22 protein-coding genes and 1 pseudogene are annotated in these 18,243 nt (G+C 47.6%); 22 read left to right on the top strand and 1 reads right to left on the bottom strand.

The window, feature by feature from the left end; translation table 11 throughout:
• The first annotated feature begins 137 nt into the window (after positions 1-137).
• From ACYF68_RS08395 to nadX, 14 genes and pseudogenes are all read left to right on the top strand, one after another.
• Positions 138-371: a GNAT family protein gene (locus ACYF68_RS08395; protein ID WP_461046320.1), complete on the top strand. Its 234-nt coding sequence runs from the start codon at positions 138-140 to the stop codon at positions 369-371.
• Positions 372-448: 77 nt separating this feature from the next.
• Positions 449-2,629, top strand: coding sequence for a DNA topoisomerase III (locus ACYF68_RS08390; RefSeq protein ID WP_461046318.1), 2,181 nt, complete (start codon positions 449-451; stop codon positions 2,627-2,629).
• Between the two features lie 113 nt (positions 2,630-2,742).
• Positions 2,743-3,072 carry a TIGR04104 family putative zinc finger protein gene (locus tag ACYF68_RS08385; RefSeq protein ID WP_344702102.1) on the top strand — a complete coding sequence of 110 codons (330 nt, stop codon included), beginning with the start codon at positions 2,743-2,745 and terminating at the stop codon, positions 3,070-3,072.
• Positions 3,073-3,186: 114 nt separating this feature from the next.
• Positions 3,187-3,564, top strand: coding sequence for a YwiC-like family protein (locus ACYF68_RS08380; RefSeq protein ID WP_461046315.1), 378 nt, complete (start codon positions 3,187-3,189; stop codon positions 3,562-3,564).
• Positions 3,525-3,914 (top strand): hypothetical protein, encoded by a 390-nt coding sequence (locus ACYF68_RS08375; protein ID WP_461046313.1) that lies wholly within the window; start codon positions 3,525-3,527, stop codon positions 3,912-3,914. The genes ACYF68_RS08380 and ACYF68_RS08375 overlap by 40 nt, the downstream gene beginning before the upstream one ends.
• Before the next feature lie 68 nt (positions 3,915-3,982).
• On the top strand, positions 3,983-4,384 hold the full coding sequence (locus ACYF68_RS08370) for a cytidine deaminase family protein (protein WP_461046311.1): 402 nt from the start codon (positions 3,983-3,985) through the stop codon (positions 4,382-4,384).
• A gap of 48 nt (positions 4,385-4,432) precedes the next feature.
• Positions 4,433-4,783, top strand: a complete 351-nt coding sequence (locus tag ACYF68_RS08365) for a carboxymuconolactone decarboxylase family protein (protein WP_461046309.1) — start codon at positions 4,433-4,435, stop codon at positions 4,781-4,783.
• A gap of 218 nt (positions 4,784-5,001) precedes the next feature.
• Positions 5,002-5,946: a PhoH family protein gene (locus ACYF68_RS08360; RefSeq protein WP_461046307.1), complete on the top strand. Its 945-nt coding sequence runs from the start codon at positions 5,002-5,004 to the stop codon at positions 5,944-5,946.
• 5 nt (positions 5,947-5,951) lie between these two features.
• Positions 5,952-6,415 (top strand): annotated as a pseudogene (ybeY, locus tag ACYF68_RS08355) (rRNA maturation RNase YbeY).
• Complete coding sequence (locus ACYF68_RS08350) at positions 6,363-6,761, top strand: diacylglycerol kinase family protein (protein WP_461046306.1); 399 nt, start codon at positions 6,363-6,365, stop codon at positions 6,759-6,761. Before ybeY ends, ACYF68_RS08350 begins: the two are co-directional and overlap by 53 nt.
• Positions 6,762-6,777: 16 nt before the next feature.
• Positions 6,778-7,188 (top strand): cytidine deaminase, encoded by a 411-nt coding sequence (gene cdd / locus ACYF68_RS08345; protein ID WP_461046304.1) that lies wholly within the window; start codon positions 6,778-6,780, stop codon positions 7,186-7,188.
• The gene (gene era / locus ACYF68_RS08340) at positions 7,185-8,090 is read left to right on the top strand and encodes a GTPase Era (protein WP_344702118.1); all 906 of its coding nucleotides are present in this window, start codon (positions 7,185-7,187) and stop codon (positions 8,088-8,090) included. The genes cdd and era overlap by 4 nt, the downstream gene beginning before the upstream one ends.
• A 6-nt stretch (positions 8,091-8,096) precedes the next feature.
• A complete protein-coding gene (gene recO, locus ACYF68_RS08335; RefSeq protein WP_461046302.1) occupies positions 8,097-8,840 on the top strand; it encodes a DNA repair protein RecO in 744 nt (247 codons plus the stop codon).
• A gap of 189 nt (positions 8,841-9,029) precedes the next feature.
• On the top strand, positions 9,030-9,806 hold the full coding sequence (gene nadX, locus ACYF68_RS08330) for an aspartate dehydrogenase (RefSeq protein ID WP_461046300.1): 777 nt from the start codon (positions 9,030-9,032) through the stop codon (positions 9,804-9,806).
• Between the two features lie 98 nt (positions 9,807-9,904).
• Here nadX and ACYF68_RS08325 read toward each other — a convergent pair whose 3' ends face one another.
• On the bottom strand, positions 9,905-11,281 hold the full coding sequence (locus ACYF68_RS08325) for a glycine--tRNA ligase (protein ID WP_461046299.1): 1,377 nt from the start codon (positions 11,279-11,281) through the stop codon (positions 9,905-9,907).
• A gap of 301 nt (positions 11,282-11,582) precedes the next feature.
• Between ACYF68_RS08325 and ACYF68_RS08320 the strand changes: the two genes are divergently transcribed.
• The 8 genes from ACYF68_RS08320 (at position 11,583) to ACYF68_RS08285 (ending at position 18,241) form a co-directional block, all read left to right on the top strand.
• On the top strand, positions 11,583-12,200 hold the full coding sequence (locus ACYF68_RS08320; RefSeq protein ID WP_461046297.1) for a helix-turn-helix transcriptional regulator: 618 nt from the start codon (positions 11,583-11,585) through the stop codon (positions 12,198-12,200).
• A 12-nt stretch (positions 12,201-12,212) separates the two neighbouring features.
• Entirely contained in the window at positions 12,213-13,037 is an 825-nt protein-coding gene (locus ACYF68_RS08315; protein WP_380569588.1) for a pyruvate, water dikinase regulatory protein, read from the top strand.
• A gap of 5 nt (positions 13,038-13,042) precedes the next feature.
• Positions 13,043-13,771, top strand: a complete 729-nt coding sequence (locus ACYF68_RS08310; RefSeq protein WP_461046295.1) for a DNA primase — start codon at positions 13,043-13,045, stop codon at positions 13,769-13,771.
• Between the two features lie 44 nt (positions 13,772-13,815).
• Positions 13,816-14,787 (top strand): toprim domain-containing protein, encoded by a 972-nt coding sequence (locus tag ACYF68_RS08305; RefSeq protein WP_461046294.1) that lies wholly within the window; start codon positions 13,816-13,818, stop codon positions 14,785-14,787.
• 28 nt (positions 14,788-14,815) lie between these two features.
• Positions 14,816-15,925: an RNA polymerase sigma factor RpoD gene (rpoD, locus tag ACYF68_RS08300; protein WP_344702133.1), complete on the top strand. Its 1,110-nt coding sequence runs from the start codon at positions 14,816-14,818 to the stop codon at positions 15,923-15,925.
• A gap of 112 nt (positions 15,926-16,037) precedes the next feature.
• A complete protein-coding gene (locus ACYF68_RS08295; RefSeq protein WP_461046291.1) occupies positions 16,038-16,436 on the top strand; it encodes a c-type cytochrome in 399 nt (132 codons plus the stop codon).
• Positions 16,437-16,493: 57 nt separating this feature from the next.
• Positions 16,494-17,168 (top strand): tRNA (adenine(22)-N(1))-methyltransferase, encoded by a 675-nt coding sequence (locus tag ACYF68_RS08290; RefSeq protein ID WP_461046290.1) that lies wholly within the window; start codon positions 16,494-16,496, stop codon positions 17,166-17,168.
• Positions 17,165-18,241, top strand: a complete 1,077-nt coding sequence (locus tag ACYF68_RS08285; protein WP_461046288.1) for a Nif3-like dinuclear metal center hexameric protein — start codon at positions 17,165-17,167, stop codon at positions 18,239-18,241. Before ACYF68_RS08290 ends, ACYF68_RS08285 begins: the two co-directional genes overlap by 4 nt.
• The last annotated feature ends 2 nt before the right edge of the window (positions 18,242-18,243 follow it).

Here is an 18,243-nt window from a genome sequence, read left to right as displayed (position 1 = left end):
AGACAGCATCGATGTTTTATATTTCTCCAATCATACACGAATGCGGGTATCCCATCAAAGGAAGCACACTTTCTGGCATGCTTATCAACTCCTATAAAAGGGAATAAACTACTATCATTCAGGTGAGGAGGATTAAGATGGCAGTGGATATCAAAAAAGGTGAAAATATGCTGTTTGTCGAGGAGGATGAGCTCGATCCCCAGGCTAAAATGGTTTTCGAAACGGACGCAGAAGGGGACTATGTCGTGACACATACAGAAGTGTCAAGCGACATGGACGGGAAGGAGAAACGCAAGATTACACCGCGCTGCTCCTTTACAAGGAGTGTCATGGAGAATGATGATAAGATGAGAAAAATGATTAAAGATTAAAATGCACGCCGGGGATGAATATTCCCGGCATTTTATGTATAATGGATGGCAGTGAAAAAATGAAAGGATGAAGGATAGTGGCAAAAAGTGTCGTACTCGCCGAAAAACCATCCGTAGCGCGGGATATAGCGAAAGTGTTGAACTGTCATAAAAAAGGCAATGGATTTTTAGAGGGGGATAAATATATTGTAACGTGGGCGCTCGGTCATCTTGTGACACTGGCCGACCCTGAAAGCTACGATCAGAAATACAAGACATGGAACCTCGATGACCTCCCGATGCTCCCGGATCCGCTCAAGTTGACTGTCATCAAGAAAGCGGGCAGGCAATTCAATGCTGTAAAGTCACAGCTGATACGTAAAGATATAGATAAAATCATCATCGCAACGGATGCCGGCCGTGAAGGGGAGCTTGTGGCCCGTTGGATCATCAAAAAAGCAAAAGTACAAAAGCCGATTGAACGGTTGTGGATCTCTTCAGTGACGGATAAGGCGATCAGGGAAGGGTTCAACAACTTGAAACCCGGCAAAAATTATGAAGATCTCTATGAAGCGGCTGTAGCGCGTTCTGAGGCGGACTGGTACATCGGACTCAACGCTTCCCGGGCTTTGACGACAAAATTCAATGCGCAGTTGAATTGCGGCCGCGTCCAAACTCCGACGCTTGCGATCATCGAACGCCGCGAACAGGAAATCAAACATTTCAACCCCAGGACATACTATGGCATAGAAGCATATGCACACGGTTTGAAGCTGGCATGGCAAGATGATAAAGGCCAGACGCGCAGCTTCAATAAAGACGCTTTGGACCGTACCATGCAGAGAATTGAAGGCGAAGTATTTAAAGTCGCTGTCATCACACATAAAACGAAGAAATCTTCTGCACCTGGTTTGTATGACTTGACGGAACTGCAGCGCGACGCCAACAGACAATTGAATTTTTCGGCAAAGGAAACGTTGAATGTGCTGCAGAGCCTATACGAGCGCCATAAGGTCGTCACCTATCCACGTACCGACTCAAGGTATATTTCCGAAGATATCACCCCCACGCTCCCCGAAAGGCTCAAAGCGGCAGGCATCGGCGAGTACCGGCCCATCGCAACCAAAATATTGCGCAGTGGCATAAAGGCCAATAAATCATTTGTCGATGACAGCAAAGTCAGCGACCACCATGCGATCATACCGACTGAGAACCATGTACATCCTGGAGACTTCAATGAAAGGGAAAAGCGTCTCTATGATATGATCATAAAAAGGTTCATGGCTGTGCTGCTCCCGGCACATGAATACGATCAGGTGACGGTGAAGGTGAATGCCGGGACCGAGCACTTCACGGCTCAGGGCAGCACCGTCAAGAAAGAAGGATGGAAAGCGGCATATAAGAATCATCGTGAAGATCCAGGGACTGAGCAGAAGAATCAGCAGCTCCCTGAATTGAATGAAGGCGATATCCTTGAAATTGATCGCATCAACCAGACATCCGGACAGACTAAAGCACCATCACGGTTTACAGAAGCCACCTTATTGTCGGCAATGGAAAATCCAGCCAAGTACATGGAAATGGACGACAAGCAGCTTAAGAACGTATTGGATGCGACAGGTGGACTTGGCACGGTTGCAACACGTGCGGACATCATTGAAAAATTATTGAACGCCTTTATGATTGAAAAACAAGGTCAGGAACTTCGCACGACTTCAAAAGGGCGCCAGCTGTTGGAACTGGTCCCGGATTCGCTACGCTCACCGGCCACTACAGCCATATGGGAACAGAAACTTGAGCAAATCGAAAAAGGTAGGCTGGATAGGGAAACTTTCATCAAAGAAATGAAAGCGCACACCAAAACGATCATCCAGGAGATAAAGGCGAGCGACAAGACGTACAGACATGACAATATTTCAAGCAGATCATGCCCTGACTGCGGAAAGCCGATGCTTGAAGTCAATGGCAAAAAAGGCAAGATGCTCGTATGCCAGGATCGTGAGTGTGGCCACCGCAAAAATGTTGCGCGCATCACCAATGCCCGTTGTCCGAGATGCAAGAAGAAGATGACTTTAAGTGGTGAAGGCGAGGGCCAGATATTCACATGCTCCTGCGGATACAGGGAAAAACTATCAGCGTTCGAAGCGCGCAAAAAGAAACAGGACCGCGGGAAAGTCGATAAAAAGACAGTGAAGAAGTATATGCAGAAGCAGGATGACGAAGCACCGATCAATAATGCCCTGGCAGAGCAGTTGAAAGGCTTGAAGCTTGATGACTAGATAAGTGGTGGTTTGCGTTATCGAGATGTCTATGGCATAATGTCGTGCATGCATGGAAGACCATGGACTCATTCACGAGCCTCCATATGACGAATGTATAAAGGAGAGGTACCTTGACACAGTGTAACAATTGTGGAGAGAACTGGAATTTTAAACATGTCATGACACAATATCTGGCATTCAATCCATCAATGGACTGTCCGTCATGCGGTGAAAAGCAGTACTTGTCCAGCAAGTATGCCAAAAGATGTGTGGCTGCCACGCTGCTGCTGCCCATCCTCATGCTGCTGCCCGCTTTTTTTGAAATATCCATCGTGGCGATGGCAATTATGTTTGCAATCGCCCTGATCGCCATAGTTTCCGTCCATCTGTTTACGGTTGAATTGATGTGCGAAGATGAAAGATGGCCAGGGCGTCTATATGACCGCATGGCAGACAGATGAAATAAATGAAGACAAGGAAGGCTCCCTTCCTTGTTTTTTTATTCACAAAAGTGTCGGTTTCGCCGCGTCCTGCCTCATTATGGGACTGCTATGATTGAAGCAGGAGGTGTCGGGATGAAATTCAAGAAACAGAATCAGCACGGTGCATGGGCCATGGTATTCATGCCGCTCATAATAGGCATGGTCGCCGGAGGCTTTCATCTTTCTCAGTTATTTTATATGGCAGGATGGTTGATGATATTCTTTATGGCGGATCACATCCTCCATTTCATCAAACGGTTCAAACGAAAGGAATATGGCTATTTGAAAGCAGCAGCCCTGTTCTTTGCAGCTGCCGCATTGCTCTTTGTCTACCCGCTCATCACCGAATACCAGATAATCTTCTTCTTTATGGCGATGATTCCATTCGGTATGGTAAATGCGCGCTATGCCTATATCAAAAGGAGCGTGCCTTGGTCAATGATGTTGCAGCCATCATCATCTTTTCAATAGCAGGCGGGGGCATTGCATTTTTGAATCTACATACATTTACAAGTGGTATCTTCTTCACCATGCTGATCAGCTTGTTATTTTTCATCAGCACTGCATTATTCGTCAAAACGATGATCAGGGAAAAGAAGAACAGGATATTTAAAATCATTTCCTTTTCGTATCATACGGCACTTTTTATACTGATGATGTGGTGGCACTGGTTTTTGGCAATCGCATTCATATTCAGCCTGATCAGGGCTGTTCTCCTGTACGGCAGGGGATGGAAGATGAAGCGGATCGGCATCCTCGAAATCATCCATGCCATATGGGTGACGTGCTGGGCGATCATCTATCTTGTCTACGTCATATAGATGAAATGAAGATTCATCAATCGTCATTCATTCTGATATAATTAATCATGAATATGAAAAAGATTGGAATGACGAAGATGGAACGGGACACCTTGTACGAATCGGCTAGAGAAAGACTCAATACTAAAAGGACCACCCGCAACGGCAAGTTGGGTCATGTCGCGAGCGCCATTTTAACCCGCACGGGCAATATTTATACAGGAGTAGCCATGGACCTGCCTTCATCAATCGGCTTCTGTGCAGAACATGCTGCAGTGTCCGCTATGGTGACGGCTGGGGAGTACGATATCGCAAGCATCATCGCCGTCTATGAGAACGGTGATGTCATGGCCCCATGCGGCAGGTGTCGCGAATTGATCAACCAGGTAGGGGAAGATAATTATGACTGCACAATCTATCTTCCTGACGGGCGCAGCGCATCCCTCCGGCAGTTATTGCCGGAACGCTGGGATGTGCGATACCTGAATTGAAGGGTGGACTATGCTAAAATTTGAGGGGAATTGAACGAAAGGGGGAGAATGATGGCTAATTTCAATGACATAAATGCAACGGCGCAAGGGAACACCAAACGTCTGGTGAAGAGCGTGCCGGATGTGATGAAAAGCTTCAAAGACCTGCAGGAGGCAGCCTACAAGGACGCAGCACTTGATACGAAGACTAAAGAGTTCGCTGCTTTATCCTATGCCATAGCAGACAAATGCGAAGGTTGCATCGGCGCACACGTCAATAAATTGATCAAACTCGGCGCGACCCGCGATGAAATCGCTGAAATTGCAGGCGTCGCCATCGTCATGGGCGGGGGCCCGGGCAGTGTATACGGTGGTAAAGCGTTACAGGCCTACGATGACTCCATGGAAAATCAAAGGTAATGAAATAACACAGACCAGGGTAGAGGCTACTCCGGTCTGTGTTTATTTTTTCGGCGCATGATGACGATTTTAATTGCGATATCAATTACTTATATTTTTGTTACTTAGGGCTTGATCAGTGTATTTTAAGCGAATCGGTGTGCTTACGAATCAATTGCAGTCAAGGGGACTTAGTGGTAAATTAAATGGGAGAAACTTTCACAAAAAGGGGTTTATGAATGTCTAACACCATAAATATAGACAGCCTCGAAGAGGCACAGGCACTATTGGGTGCAAATGATCAGCACATCTCATTCCTGGAAGAGGAATTCGGCGTCACCATCCATACACTGGGCAATGAAATCACTGTCGAAGGCAGCTCAGAAAAAAATGTTGGAATGGCTGAAGATGTGCTGAGCAATCTATTGAAAATCATCCAGCGGGGTATGGCGGTCAACCTCCGGGACGTCCAGTCGGCCGCCCTTATGGCCCAGAAAGGCACAATCGAATACCTTGCTGATCTTTATAATGAAGAAATTGCACGCGATCAAAAAGGCAAAAGCATCCGTGCCAAAACAACGGGTCAACGGCTCTATGTCGAAAATATCAAGCGGCATGATCTTACATTGGGCATCGGCCCGGCCGGTACAGGCAAAACGTTCCTTGCCGTCGTCCTCGCGTGCCAGATGCTCCGTGACAACAATGTAAAGCGCATAGTGCTCACAAGGCCGGCAGTTGAGGCTGGAGAGAACCTCGGCTTCCTTCCAGGTGACCTCAAGGAGAAGGTAGATCCATACTTGCGCCCGCTCTACGATGGTCTACATGCCGTACTCGGAGTGGAACAGACGGACCGTCTGATAGACCGTGGGGTTATAGAAGTTGCACCACTTGCATACATGCGCGGCAGGACGCTCAACGAAGCATTCGTCATCCTCGATGAAGCGCAGAATACCACTCAAATGCAGATGAAGATGTTTTTGACCCGTCTTGGCTTCGGTTCCAAGATGGTCGTCACAGGAGATGAAACGCAGATCGACCTACCGGGATCCACTAAAAGCGGCTTGGTTGAAGCCGTCAGAATTTTAGGCGACGTCAAAGGGGTTGCGGTCAACAGAATGGATGAAACGGACGTCGTCAGACATCCGCTCGTCTCTAAAATCATCAAAGCTTACGAGAAGGAGTGAACGGAATGGTCAATATAGATTTTCTCGACGAACAGAATTTCACAGACGACACAGAGAAGAAAGAGATAGATTCACTTCTTAACTTTGCATATGAACACCTCGATGAAACCGAGTCTGCTGAGATCAGCATATCGTTTGTCGACCAGGAGGAAATCAGGGCGCTCAATAATGACTACCGCGGCAAGGATAGTGTCACTGATGTCATCAGTTTTGCGATGGAAGATGAGGATGACAGCCTCATCCACGAAGACGCGCCAAGGATGCTTGGCGACATCATCATCTGTACTGACCGTGCAAAGGAGCAGGCGGAAGAGTACGGACACAGCTACAAACGCGAGTTGATGTTCCTGAGCCTCCACGGTTTTTTGCATCTGCTGAAATACGATCATATGGAAGCGGAAGAAGAAAAGAGATGAATGAAACCCAAGATAGGATATTGGATGCTTTCGGCATTCCCCGTAAGAACTGATATGAAATGGTTGGACCGCTTCAAGTATGCTGTAAACGGCATACGGCAACTACTGGAGAAGGATAGCCATTTCGCACTGCATACAGGCTTTGGCTTGATTGCCGTTATGGCCGGGGCGATCATTGGCATAGACAGGGTGGAATGGCTGTTCATACTCAGTGCGGTGTTTTTTGTATTGGTGGCTGAAGCCTTCAATACTGCGCTGGAAACGGCGGTGGATCTTGCTGAACCGGGCCACCATCCACTGGCGGGTGCCGCCAAGGATATGGCAGCAGGCGGTGTGCTGCTCTCAAGCATATACGCTGCAAGCGTCGGATTGATTGTCTTCATACCTTATTTGATTTGAACAGGGAGAGATTGCGATGAATGATGGAATTTATAGAGAAGAGTGGCTGGAAGAGGTCAAAGTGGCGCAAAGCCGTGCCTATACGCCGTATTCCAAATTTAATGTAGGTGCATTGCTGGTTACACAGGATGATGAATATATTTATGGTGCCAATATCGAGAATGCCGCGTATCCCGCGACGATATGCGCCGAGCGCAGTGCCTTAGTCAGTGCGTATTCCAACAACATCAAAACATTCAAGGCGATCGTCATCATTACAGATGCAGAGGAGCCAGCAAGCCCTTGCGGGACATGCCGCCAGGTGATGAAGGAACTGTGCGATGACGATATGCCAGTCTATATGACGAACAAGGCAGGGGAAGTGATCAAGCGTACGGTGGATGAACTGCTGCCGCTTGGTTTCTCAGGAAAGGATATGGATCTATGAGTGAAAAAGGGTTTAAATCAGGTTTTATAAGTATCATCGGACGGCCGAATGTCGGTAAATCGACGTTCATGAACAAAGTACTGGGGCAAAAAGTCGCCATCATGTCGGATAAGCCACAGACCACACGCAACAAAATCCAAGGGGTCCATACTACTGAAGACAGCCAGATGATTTTTATCGATACCCCAGGAATCCACAAGCCGAAGCACCAGCTGGGCGAACACATGATGAAGGTGGCCCGCAATACGCTGAGAGAGACAGAAGTCATCCTCTTCATCATCAACGCAGCTGAAGAAATCGGCCGGGGTGATGAATACATCATCGATATGCTGAAAAACAATGACACCCCAATCATCCTCGTCCTCAATAAAATCGACCTGGTCCATCCCGATAAATTAATGGAACAGATTACAGTCTATAAGGATAAATTGAACTTCAGCGAAGTCGTGCCGATCTCTGCCTTGCAGGGCAATAATGTCGACCATTTGTTGTCGGTCATCGAAAGCTATCTTCCTGAAGGGCCGATGTACTATCCTGAAGACCGGATAACAGACCATCCGGAACACTTCATCGTCAGCGAACTCATACGTGAAAAGGTTTTGCACCTGACCAGCCAGGAAATTCCGCATGCAATCGGCGTTGAAGTCGACAAGATGAAGGCAGATGACAACGGCACCGTCCATGTGACTGCGACAATCTATGTCGAACGCGACTCGCAAAAGGGCATGGTGATCGGCAAGGGCGGTAAGATGTTGAAAGAAGTAGGACAGCTTGCCCGCTATGATATCGAGAATCTGCTCGGCAGCAAAGTCTTCCTTGAGTTGTGGGTCAAAGTCCAAAAGGACTGGCGCAACAAAAGCCAGTTCATCCGTTCGCTCGGATACCGCGATGAGGAGTATTAGAAAGAAATGATTTTTCAGCAAAAAGGCATCATGATCCGGCAGACTAACTATAGTGAGTCCAGCCGGATCATTACTGTGCTGACCGAAGACGGCACCCAAGTGCCGATGATGGCAAGGGGGTTCAATAAGCCAAAAAGCCCCTTTATAGTACTCAGGCAGGGGATCAAGGAAGTCCTATTCACATACAACCGCTTCAAAGGCATCGGCACGTTGAATGAAACCGATGTCGTCCAGCCCTTCAAGTACATCAACAACACATTTTCAGTCTATACGTATGCCTCCTATATCGTCGAACTGATCATCCGTGCCCTTGAAGAAGATCAGCAGCAGGAAAGTTTCTACCGGCTGCTCATCAAAAGCGCCTCCCTTCTGGAAGATAAGAGTACGCCCGCTGCAGTGACGGCCTTTGCAGCAATTAAGATGCTGCCGTACTACGGGGGACAGATGAATGTGGATGAATGTGCCACCTGCGGCAGTCCTGACCGTTCGCGCTTCTCGCATTACTCATTCAACTATCATGGTGTGATATGTGCGGACTGCTTCAACGAAGACACGGGTGTGCGTTCGGTCCCGGTCAAAAGCCGGGTCTTGTATCTTGCAGGCTATATGAAACACGTCGCACTCCACAATGTCGAGTCCATCAATGTTACTGATGAGAATGGCAAGGCGTTGCTGAAGTTCGTGGAAATGATCTACGATGAGTATACCGGAGTATTCTTCAAATCCCGAAAACTCATTGAAACATTATAGAAAAATCCCACAGTACCAGCCTGAATGGTGGAAGATGAACAGACCTTCCACCATTCAGGCTTTTTATCTACACTCAATTCATGACTATTGCCACACATTATGGATGACAGTACATGTTGGCTATTTGAATTTCATGCATGAAGGCCGCTTCGCAGGGTAGAGATAAGGAAGAGAAAAAGGAGGGCTATAATGGATATTGGAATCATTGGTGCTGGCGCGATTGCAAACGTGATGCTCAAGCGGATCAATGGCGACCAGCATGAGAACCTTACGATCAAGAGTGTGTTTGTAAGGAATGAAGAGAAGTACAATCATCTGGAAGATGAATTTAGTGTGCAGCTGTACACCGACTTGGAAGCGTTTCTGGCATTGGGCATCGACATTGTAGTCGAAGCGGCCGATGTTGCAGCTGTCAAGGCGCGTCTGCCGGAAGTGCTCAAGCATAAGGACGCCATGCTGGTCAGCGTCGGTGCATTGGCTGATGGTGAGCTTGTAGCTGACCTCATGCAGACCGCGAAAAAATATGACCACACCCTGCACCTGCCGTCCGGCGCCATCGGTGGTTTGGATCTGCTGCAGAACGTCCAGTCACATGGTGAACTGGAACGTGTGCGGTTGACTACGCGTAAACCAGCCTCATCACTCAGCTATGAGGACGCCGAATCGGAGAAGGTGATATTCGAAGGCAAGGCAGCAGATGCCATCACCCACTATCCGAAGAACATGAATGTCTCCATCATCCTCGGGATGGCTGGTGTGGGCATAGAGGAAACGGAAGTGACATTGATCGCTGACCCCGAAATTGACCGGAATATCCATCAGATTGAAGTCGAAGGGGCGTTCGGCAACGCGGAATTCAAAATAGAGAATCGTGCCCTACCTGAGAATCCTAAGACGAGCTACCTTGCGGCCATCAGTATACTCGGCACTCTTGAGCGCCTCAACAGACATTTCAGGATTGGATGATTATCCAAGCATATAAAAATCGCACTCGTTCCCCTAGAGGAATCAAGTGCGATTTCTTTATATGCTGGCGCGGCTTGCCATTTTGGCCGCTGGTTATTCTAATATTTCATTTTGTCTGCAAGGAAAGCGTTCAGATCATCTATGCTGACCCGCTGCTGTTCCATAGTGTCACGGTCCCTTACCGTCACTTTCTGGTCTTCCAGTGAATCGAAATCAAAAGTGATGCAGTAAGGTGTACCGATTTCATCCTGACGTCTATATCTTTTGCCGATTGACTGGGACTCATCGAATTCTATGTTGAAGTCGCCTGCGAGCTTCTCATAGACTTTGATTGCCTCTCCACTCAACTTCTTGGATAGCGGCAACACTGCTGCTTTATAAGGCGCAAGCTGGTGGTGGAATTTGAGCACCGTGCGCTTCTCGCCATTATCCAATTCCTCTTCATTGTACGCATCACACAGGAACGCAAGCGTGACGCGGTCGAGTCCAAGGGAAGGCTCGATGCAATAAGGGATATATTTCTCATTCGTCTCCTGATCATGATAGGTCAAGTCTTCGTTCGAATGCTCCATATGCTGACGCAGGTCAAAGTCCGTACGGCTTGCGATGCCCCAAAGCTCTCCCCAGCCGAACGGGAATTTGTATTCGATGTCGGTTGTGGCGTTGGAGTAGTGGCTGAGTTCATCCTCATCGTGATCGCGGAGCCTTGTATTCTCTTCTTTCAAAGAAAGGTTTTTCAACCAGTCTGTTGCGAAGTTTTTCCAGTAATCCTGCCATTCCATTTCAGTGCCCGGCTTACAGAAGAATTCGAGTTCCATCTGATCGAATTCACGTGTCCTGAATGTAAAGTTACCTGGCGTAATCTCGTTACGGAATGATTTACCGATCTGGCCGATGCCAAACGGCAATTTCTTGCGCATCGAGCGCTGGACATTTTTGTAGTTGACGAATATACCTTGGGCCGTTTCAGGTCTCAGGAAGATCTCGTTGGTCGAAGACTCCGTCACACCCTGGAACGTTTTGAACATCAGGCTGAATTGTCTGATATCGGTATAGTTGTGCGCGCCACAGTTCGGGCATCTGATATCGCGGTCGTCGATGATTTTCTTCATTTCATCAAAGCTCAGGCCATCTGCAACGAATGAATCGTCTTCCTCCTGGAGGACGTCTTCAATGAGCTTATCTGCGCGGTGGCGTGTATTGCATTCCTTACAGTCGATCATCGGATCGTTGAAGTTGTTGAGGTGCCCTGAGGCTTCCCAAGTTTTCGGGTTCATCAGGATTGCAGCATCAAGCCCGACGTTGTACGGGGATTCCTGAATGAATTTCTTCCACCAAGCCTGCTTTACGTTGTTCTTCAGTTCGATGCCAAGCGGTCCATAGTCCCAAGTGTTGGCCAGACCGCCATAAATTTCACTGCCTGGGAACACAAATCCTCTGGCCTTCGCCAAATTTACGATTGTTTCCATTTCCATTTGATTCGACTCCTTACTTTATCTTTTGTCATAGCGAAAGATGGTGAAAAATATAAACGTCCCCGGATAACAGTACTGTTATCCGGGGACGAGCCAAGCCCGCGGTTCCACCCCAATTAGTGTAAACACTCCGCTTTTATATATTTTCTGATCATCATATGCCAATTTCGGGTGTTAAGCTCGCACCATCCTTAACTCGCTTCACTATCATTATAGCCAGTCATCCACTTTTGTGCAACGATTTGCCTGTATTTCTTTATTTGCCCGAATGTATTATAATTATCCTGTTGGGAGTGAGCGCATGGAACTTAATGAGAGACAGGAAAAGATACTTAAAATCGTAAAGCAGCATGGGCCCATAACCGGCAGTAAAATTGCCGAACAGTTGTCCTTGACCAGGGCGACTTTGAGGCCCGACCTGGCGATACTGACCATGAGCGGCTATTTGGATGCCAGGCCGCGTGTCGGCTATTTCTATACCGGTAAAGAATCCGAGGAAGTAATGACTTCGAAAGTACGCAACATCCTTGTCAGCGAGGTGCAGAGCGTACCGATCCTGATCAAACAGGATACTTCCATCTATGAAGCGATCGTCAAGATGTTCCTTGAAGATGTCGGTACATTGTATGCAATCGATGAAGACCAGTCGCTGGTCGGCGTAATTTCGAGGAAAGATCTTCTGCGTGGGACGATGGGGTCGAACGATATCGAAAAGGTGCCCGTCAGCGTCATCATGACACGCAAGCCGAATATTACAATCTGTTATCCGAATGATCTGTTGATCTACGCAGCCAATCAACTGATCGAAAAACAGATTGATTCACTGCCCGTAGTCGAAGCACATGATGGTGTCGATAAGGTCATCGGCCGCGTCACAAAGACCACCATCACACGGGCATTCGTCAATCTAATGGAATAAGGAAGTGTTTCAATGAATAAAATCAAAGTGATCATCGCATCCGATTCGGTGGGGGAGACGGCTGAACTTGTCGCCAAAGCCTGTCTGTCCCAATTTGAAGTCGATGAATCAGAAGAGGTACTGATCAGGTACCCTTATATAGAGTCAGAAGAAAATGTGGATGAAGTGATAGACCTGGCCAAGAGTAAAGAGGCCATCGTAGTCTTTACGATCATCACGCCGGAGATACGGGCATACTTGAAGAAGGAGCTTGAGGCTGAAAACATCTCCAATGTCGATGTCATGGGACCGCTTATGAATATCCTTAAAGAAGAGACTGAGGATAAGCCATATTACGAACCCGGAAGGGTGCACCGCCTCGATGAAGATTACTTCAAGAAGATAGAAGCCATCGAGTTTGCAGTCAAATACGATGATGGGAAGGATGCCCGCGGCCTTGACAAGGCTGATATCGTGTTGATAGGCGTATCACGCACCTCAAAGACGCCGCTTTCTCAATACTTGGCCCATAAAAAATATAAAGTGATGAATGTGCCACTCGTCCCTGAGGTGACACCTCCCCGTGAAATCTACAATATCGATCCCGGTAAATGTGTCGGCCTCAAAATAAATGCGCCCGCACTCAATAAAATCCGAAAAGAACGGCTCACCCAGCTCGGCCTGAAGGATACGGCGAATTATGCGGATGACCAGCGCATCCAGGAAGAACTCGATTACTTCAATGAAGTGATCGGCAAAATAGGATGTCCCGTAATAGATGTCTCGGACAAGGCGATTGAGGAAACGGCGAATGAAATTTTGGATTACGTCGAAAAAAGACTTGAATATAAGGATTGATGCAAGTGAGGATACCTGAAGAGACAGTGGAAGCAGTAAAGCAGGGGACCGACATCACCGATCTCGTCTCCAGTTACATCAAACTGGAGAAGCGGGGACGGAACTATGTCGGTCTCTGCCCGTTCCATAATGAGAACACCCCGTCCTTTACAGTAAGTCCGGATAAGCAGATCTGTCACTGCTTCGGCTGTAAGAAGGGCGGTAATGTATTCCAATTCTATATGGAAGCCGAAAATGTCGCTTTTTCTGAAGCAGTCCGCCGTCTTGGGAAACCGCTCGGCATCGAAATAGAGAAGCAGGAAAGCAATGTCGACGATAATGACATGCAGTTCATCAAAATGCATGAATATCTGACTGACTTGTATCATCACGTCCTGATGCACACAAAAGAAGGCGAGACCGCACTCGAATACCTGGAGGACCGGGGCTTTACGCCGGAAATCATCCGTCGGGAAAAAATCGGCATCGCGCCAAGCATGAAGGATTTCACTAAAAACGCATTGACTGAAAAGGGCTTCAGCCTCGAAATGGCTTATCAGGCAGGCCTCATTTCAAGGAATGAGGAAGCATTCACCTACTACGACCGCTTCAGCAGCAGGATAATGATCCCCATCCTGAATCATCAGGGTTATAACGTCGGCTATACCGCACGGAGCCTAGATGGACGCGAACCGAAATACCTCAACACCCCGAAACAGCAATCTTCCAAAAAAGAAGGCTGCTATACAATCTGAATGATGCGCGCAAGGCGATCAGAAGTCATGATGAAGTCATTTTGATGGAGGGACACCTGGACATCGTCAAAGTCAAGATGACGGCTGTGCAGAATGTAGTCGGGCTGATGGGTACTGCGCTCAGCGATGAGCATATCCGGATGCTGCATCGGCTCGCCTCGAACGTGACGCTTATGTTCGATGGGGATGGGGCTGGGCAAAACGCCCAGTTGAGTTTGGGTGAAACGCTGTTGGAAGCAGGTCTCGATGTATTCATCATCTCGCTGCCAAAAGGTATGGACCCTGATGAATATATCGAACAGAATGGCCGCGAGGCCTTCGAAGATCTGGTGCGCAGTGAAAAGCGCCACTATATCCATTTCAAGGCGGAGCATCTGTTGGAAGAGAGCATGAATAATGACATGGCATTTTCAACCAACTTGAAGACACTCACTGGCCATATGAAATTCGTCAAAGATGAAGTCATCCGTGAAAGGCTCATCCAGCACATAAGCCAACTCTATAAAATAGATGCCAGATCACTCGGACAGAACATTCCCGCGCCGACTAAAAAAGGCAATGGTACAGCCCGCATCCAAAGTAGGCAGATTCCATTGCGCGAGCGTAAAGAACGATATCTTCTCAGGGCATTGATGCAGGATGTCGGCTTGTTTAAACGTTTTCAGGAATCAATTGATGCGGAAGTGTTAACCAGTCCTTCTTATTATGGTATATTTAAAGGGTTGTGCACTTACTTTGACAAACATGAAGCCTTTGATATATCATCATTCAGCCAGTATATTGATGGCGACCATTTCAGTGATGCCCTCGAAATTGATGGCCTACTGATCCATGACGATATCACGGGTGATGAAATCAATGATTACATTGAAGATCTAAGTGGTATTAGAAATAGTGAGAAGGAGAAGCGCTCTCTCTATCTGCAGCTCCAAGAAGCAGAAAACAGCAACGATATAGAGCTTCAGGTAAAACTAGTGCAGCAATTGAATGAATTGAACAGTCGCTATAAAAGATGATTGTGAAGTCTGAATAGGAGGGCTTTAAATGGCAGATAAAAATGTACAAACGACCGATACAAAAGAAGTGGAACTGCTCACGACCGTAGAGCAGGTCAAGAACCATCTTGTTGAAAAAGGGAAGACCCAGGGCCATCTGTCGCATGAGGAGATCGCTGACAAACTGTCCAGTTTCGAATTGGATGCGGATGCGATGGATGAGTTCTTTGACGAGATAAACGAAAATGATATCCAGCTCATCAATGAGAAGGATTCGACGGATTCCGACGAGAAACTCAACCTCCATGATATGAGTGCGCCGCCAGGCGTCAAAATAAATGACCCGGTCCGGATGTACCTCAAAGAAATCGGTCGTGTGGACCTTCTCAGTGCGCAAGAGGAAATTGAACTGGCCAAACGCATCGAAACGGGCGACGAAGTCGCGAAAAGCCGTCTGGCAGAAGCCAACCTGCGTCTTGTGGTCAGTATAGCGAAGCGTTATGTCGGCCGCGGCATGCTCTTCCTCGACCTTATCCAGGAAGGTAATATGGGGCTCATCAAAGCAGTGGAAAAATTCGACTTCTCCAAAGGCTTCAAATTCTCCACTTATGCCACTTGGTGGATCCGTCAGGCAATTACACGTGCCATCGCCGACCAGGCGAGGACGATACGTATTCCAGTCCATATGGTCGAAACGATCAACAAGCTGATCCGGGTACAGCGTCAGCTACTCCAGGACTTGGGACGTGAGCCATTGCCAGAGGAAATTGGTGAGGAAATGGATCTTCCTGCAGAAAAAGTCAGGGAAATCCTGAAGATTTCACAAGAGCCCGTCTCCCTTGAAACACCGATTGGGGAAGAGGACGACAGTCATCTTGGAGACTTCATCGAGGACCAGGAGGCCCAGAGCCCTTCAGACCACGCGGCATATGAGCTGTTGAAGGAACAATTGGAAGATGTATTGGATACTCTCACCGACCGTGAAGAAAATGTGTTGCGTTTGAGGTTCGGCCTTGATGATGGCAGGACACGTACACTGGAAGAAGTCGGGAAGGTGTTTGGCGTGACCCGCGAGCGGATCAGACAGATTGAAGCGAAAGCGCTGAGGAAATTAAGGCACCCAAGCAGAAGCAAGCGCCTGAAAGATTTCATGGACTAGGAAAACTGTCAAGAGTGTAATATTTTAGAAAAAAGCTTTTGACTTTACGCATATTTAATATACAATTATATATGTGAATATGTATATGGAATGACATTAGGGAGGTTGTTTTATGAATCGTAATCCGATCGTGCCTTTTATACTTATCATTTTCCTCGGCATCGGCTTGATTTTCCTGCTTTCTTCCCAGGGCGCCAACAACGATGGTGGCGAAGGTGAAGGCGAAGAAACGGCCAGTGAAGAGAGTGGAAGTGGTGAAGGCGGCGAAGAAGGTGGCGAAGCATCTTCTGGAGACTTTGACCCTGAAGGCTTTGCAAAGGATAACTGTGCTTCTTGTCACGGCCAGGACTTCTCAGGCGGCATGGGACCTGCACTAGCAGGTACAGGCCTTTCTGAAGAGGAATTCTCTGGTACAGTAAGAGAAGGACCAGGATCTATGCCAGCATTCAGCGAAGACCAGATTGGTGATGAAGACCTGTCTTCACTCCACAAGTTCTTCTCAGAGCAATAATTAAACGGAACTTCCACACTCTGTGTGGAAGTTTTTATTTTGAATGGAGGAATTTTGATGCTTGATGCACGCCTCGACGCAGTACTCGGGTATGTCAATGGGGAGGTTTTGCTTGATGTTGGTTCGGACCATGCATACCTTCCAATAGAAGCAGTCCGTCAAGGAAAGGTTTCATCAGCAATATGTGGCGAAGTGGTTGAAGGGCCGTTCAAATCCACACTCAGAAATATCGCCGCTGAAGGCATGACAGGACAGATTGAAGCGAGATTCGGGTCTGGTCTTCAAGTTGTTGCAGAAGGGGATAAAGTGGACACCGTGTCGATCTGCGGTATGGGCGGCCCCCTGATTGCAGAGATATTAAAAGAGGGACTTCATCGCTTGCCCAATAAACCACGCCTGGTCCTTCAGGCAAACATCCATACTTATCCGGTCAGAAAGGTGCTCGCTGAATCGGGCTACAGAGTCATAGACGAAACCGTAGTCCAGGATGGCCATCATTTTTATGAGATCATAGTAGCAGAAGCGGGTGAGGTTGAATATGATGAGCAGTCACTTACATTCGGTCCTGTCCTTCTAGAAAAACGTGAAGCTGCGTTTATAGAAAAATTGCAGCGGGAATTAAACCATCAGGAGAAGATATTAAGGAATCTTGTTGAAAATTCCAATGATACCGCGAAGATAAAGGAAGTCTCACTTAAAGTTGAACAGTTGAAAGAGGTGCTTATAACATGAAAGTTAGGGAACTCATGGAAGAACTCGATCAGATAGCGCCATTTGCCGAAAGTGAATCATGGGATAATACAGGATTGCTTGTCGGTGATATGCAGGATGAGGTGACAGGTATCCTGACGACACTTGATTGTGCCAAGGAGACGGTCGATGAGGCGATTTCAAAGGGTGCGAATGTCATCATCGCCCACCATCCCCTGATTTTTGCCAAAATGGACGCGGTTGTTGAATCGGGCATAGGTCGTATCGTACGTCAGTTGATCAGAAATGACATCAATCTGATTGCCATGCACACCAACCTGGATCATCAGCCTGATGGTGTCAGCCATATGATTGCAGAAAAACTGGGCTACACGGACACAGAAGTCCTGATCAGTAATGAACGGGACTATAAGAAACTGCGTGTGACCGTACCGAAATCATCTGCCGAACAGCTGAAGAAAGACCTCGCCGCTGCCGGAGCAGGCAACCAGGGAGAGTACTCGGAATGCTTCTTCGAGCACCCTATAACGGGACAATTCAGGCCAAGCGAAGGGGCAGATCCCCATATTGGTGATGCAGGTCGGCTTGAACAGGTGGAAGAATACATGATTGAGGCCATATTTGAAGTGCAGGATGAGAAAAGGGTGATGCAGGCTCTGATTGCTTCACATCCTTATGAAGAACCTGCCTATGATGTGCTGTCGTTGAAGCTCCCGAGTGATAAAGGTCTCGGCGTTTCATTCGACTTCAACGGTTCGCTTACTCAACTCGCATCGCTGATAGAGGACAAGACAGGCAGCCCGATCGTGAATATGGTAGCTGCGGACCAAAATGAAATAAGTAAAGTCGGGATCATCGGCGGATCAGGCATGTCTTATGTAGAAGAAGCTTTTGGACAGGGGATAGATGTTCTTGTGACCGGAGATGTCAAATATCACGAAGCCTATGACGCAAAACTTGCCGGCCGCAATATAATAGATGGCGGGCACTATATGGAAAGTGTTATGGCTGAAGGACTCAAGGCGCTGATTGAAGAGTGCATGACAGTTGAAGTGCATGCCACTGAAGTATCCACCAATCCTTTCGCAAACTAAAA

It is taken from the genome of Salinicoccus sp. CNSTN-B1, from assembly GCF_054792835.1.
This window is presented reverse-complemented; position numbering and strand designations above follow the sequence as displayed.

Excerpts from the sequence above, each read along its gene's own strand:
- ACYF68_RS08315 (WP_380569588.1), top strand. The coding sequence starts at position 12,213 with ATGAATAAAATCAAAGTGATCATCGCATCCGATTCGGTGGGGGAGACG.
- nadX (WP_461046300.1), top strand. The coding sequence starts at position 9,030 with ATGGATATTGGAATCATTGGTGCTGGCGCGATTGCAAACGTGATGCTC.
- ACYF68_RS08290 (WP_461046290.1), top strand. The coding sequence starts at position 16,494 with ATGCTTGATGCACGCCTCGACGCAGTACTCGGGTATGTCAATGGGGAG.
- rpoD (WP_344702133.1), top strand. The coding sequence starts at position 14,816 with ATGGCAGATAAAAATGTACAAACGACCGATACAAAAGAAGTGGAACTG.
- ACYF68_RS08360 (WP_461046307.1), top strand. The coding sequence starts at position 5,002 with ATGTCTAACACCATAAATATAGACAGCCTCGAAGAGGCACAGGCACTA.
- ACYF68_RS08295 (WP_461046291.1), top strand. The coding sequence starts at position 16,038 with ATGAATCGTAATCCGATCGTGCCTTTTATACTTATCATTTTCCTCGGC.
- ACYF68_RS08325 (WP_461046299.1), bottom strand. The coding sequence starts at position 11,281 with ATGGAAATGGAAACAATCGTAAATTTGGCGAAGGCCAGAGGATTTGTG.
- ACYF68_RS08285 (WP_461046288.1), top strand. The coding sequence starts at position 17,165 with ATGAAAGTTAGGGAACTCATGGAAGAACTCGATCAGATAGCGCCATTT.
- ACYF68_RS08380 (WP_461046315.1), top strand. The coding sequence starts at position 3,187 with ATGAAATTCAAGAAACAGAATCAGCACGGTGCATGGGCCATGGTATTC.
- ACYF68_RS08320 (WP_461046297.1), top strand. The coding sequence starts at position 11,583 with ATGGAACTTAATGAGAGACAGGAAAAGATACTTAAAATCGTAAAGCAG.
- recO (WP_461046302.1), top strand. The coding sequence starts at position 8,097 with ATGATTTTTCAGCAAAAAGGCATCATGATCCGGCAGACTAACTATAGT.
- ACYF68_RS08395 (WP_461046320.1), top strand. The coding sequence starts at position 138 with ATGGCAGTGGATATCAAAAAAGGTGAAAATATGCTGTTTGTCGAGGAG.
- ACYF68_RS08350 (WP_461046306.1), top strand. The coding sequence starts at position 6,363 with ATGAAACCCAAGATAGGATATTGGATGCTTTCGGCATTCCCCGTAAGA.
- ACYF68_RS08370 (WP_461046311.1), top strand. The coding sequence starts at position 3,983 with ATGACGAAGATGGAACGGGACACCTTGTACGAATCGGCTAGAGAAAGA.
- cdd (WP_461046304.1), top strand. The coding sequence starts at position 6,778 with ATGAATGATGGAATTTATAGAGAAGAGTGGCTGGAAGAGGTCAAAGTG.
- ACYF68_RS08365 (WP_461046309.1), top strand. The coding sequence starts at position 4,433 with ATGATGGCTAATTTCAATGACATAAATGCAACGGCGCAAGGGAACACC.
- era (WP_344702118.1), top strand. The coding sequence starts at position 7,185 with ATGAGTGAAAAAGGGTTTAAATCAGGTTTTATAAGTATCATCGGACGG.
- ACYF68_RS08305 (WP_461046294.1), top strand. The coding sequence starts at position 13,816 with ATGGAGGGACACCTGGACATCGTCAAAGTCAAGATGACGGCTGTGCAG.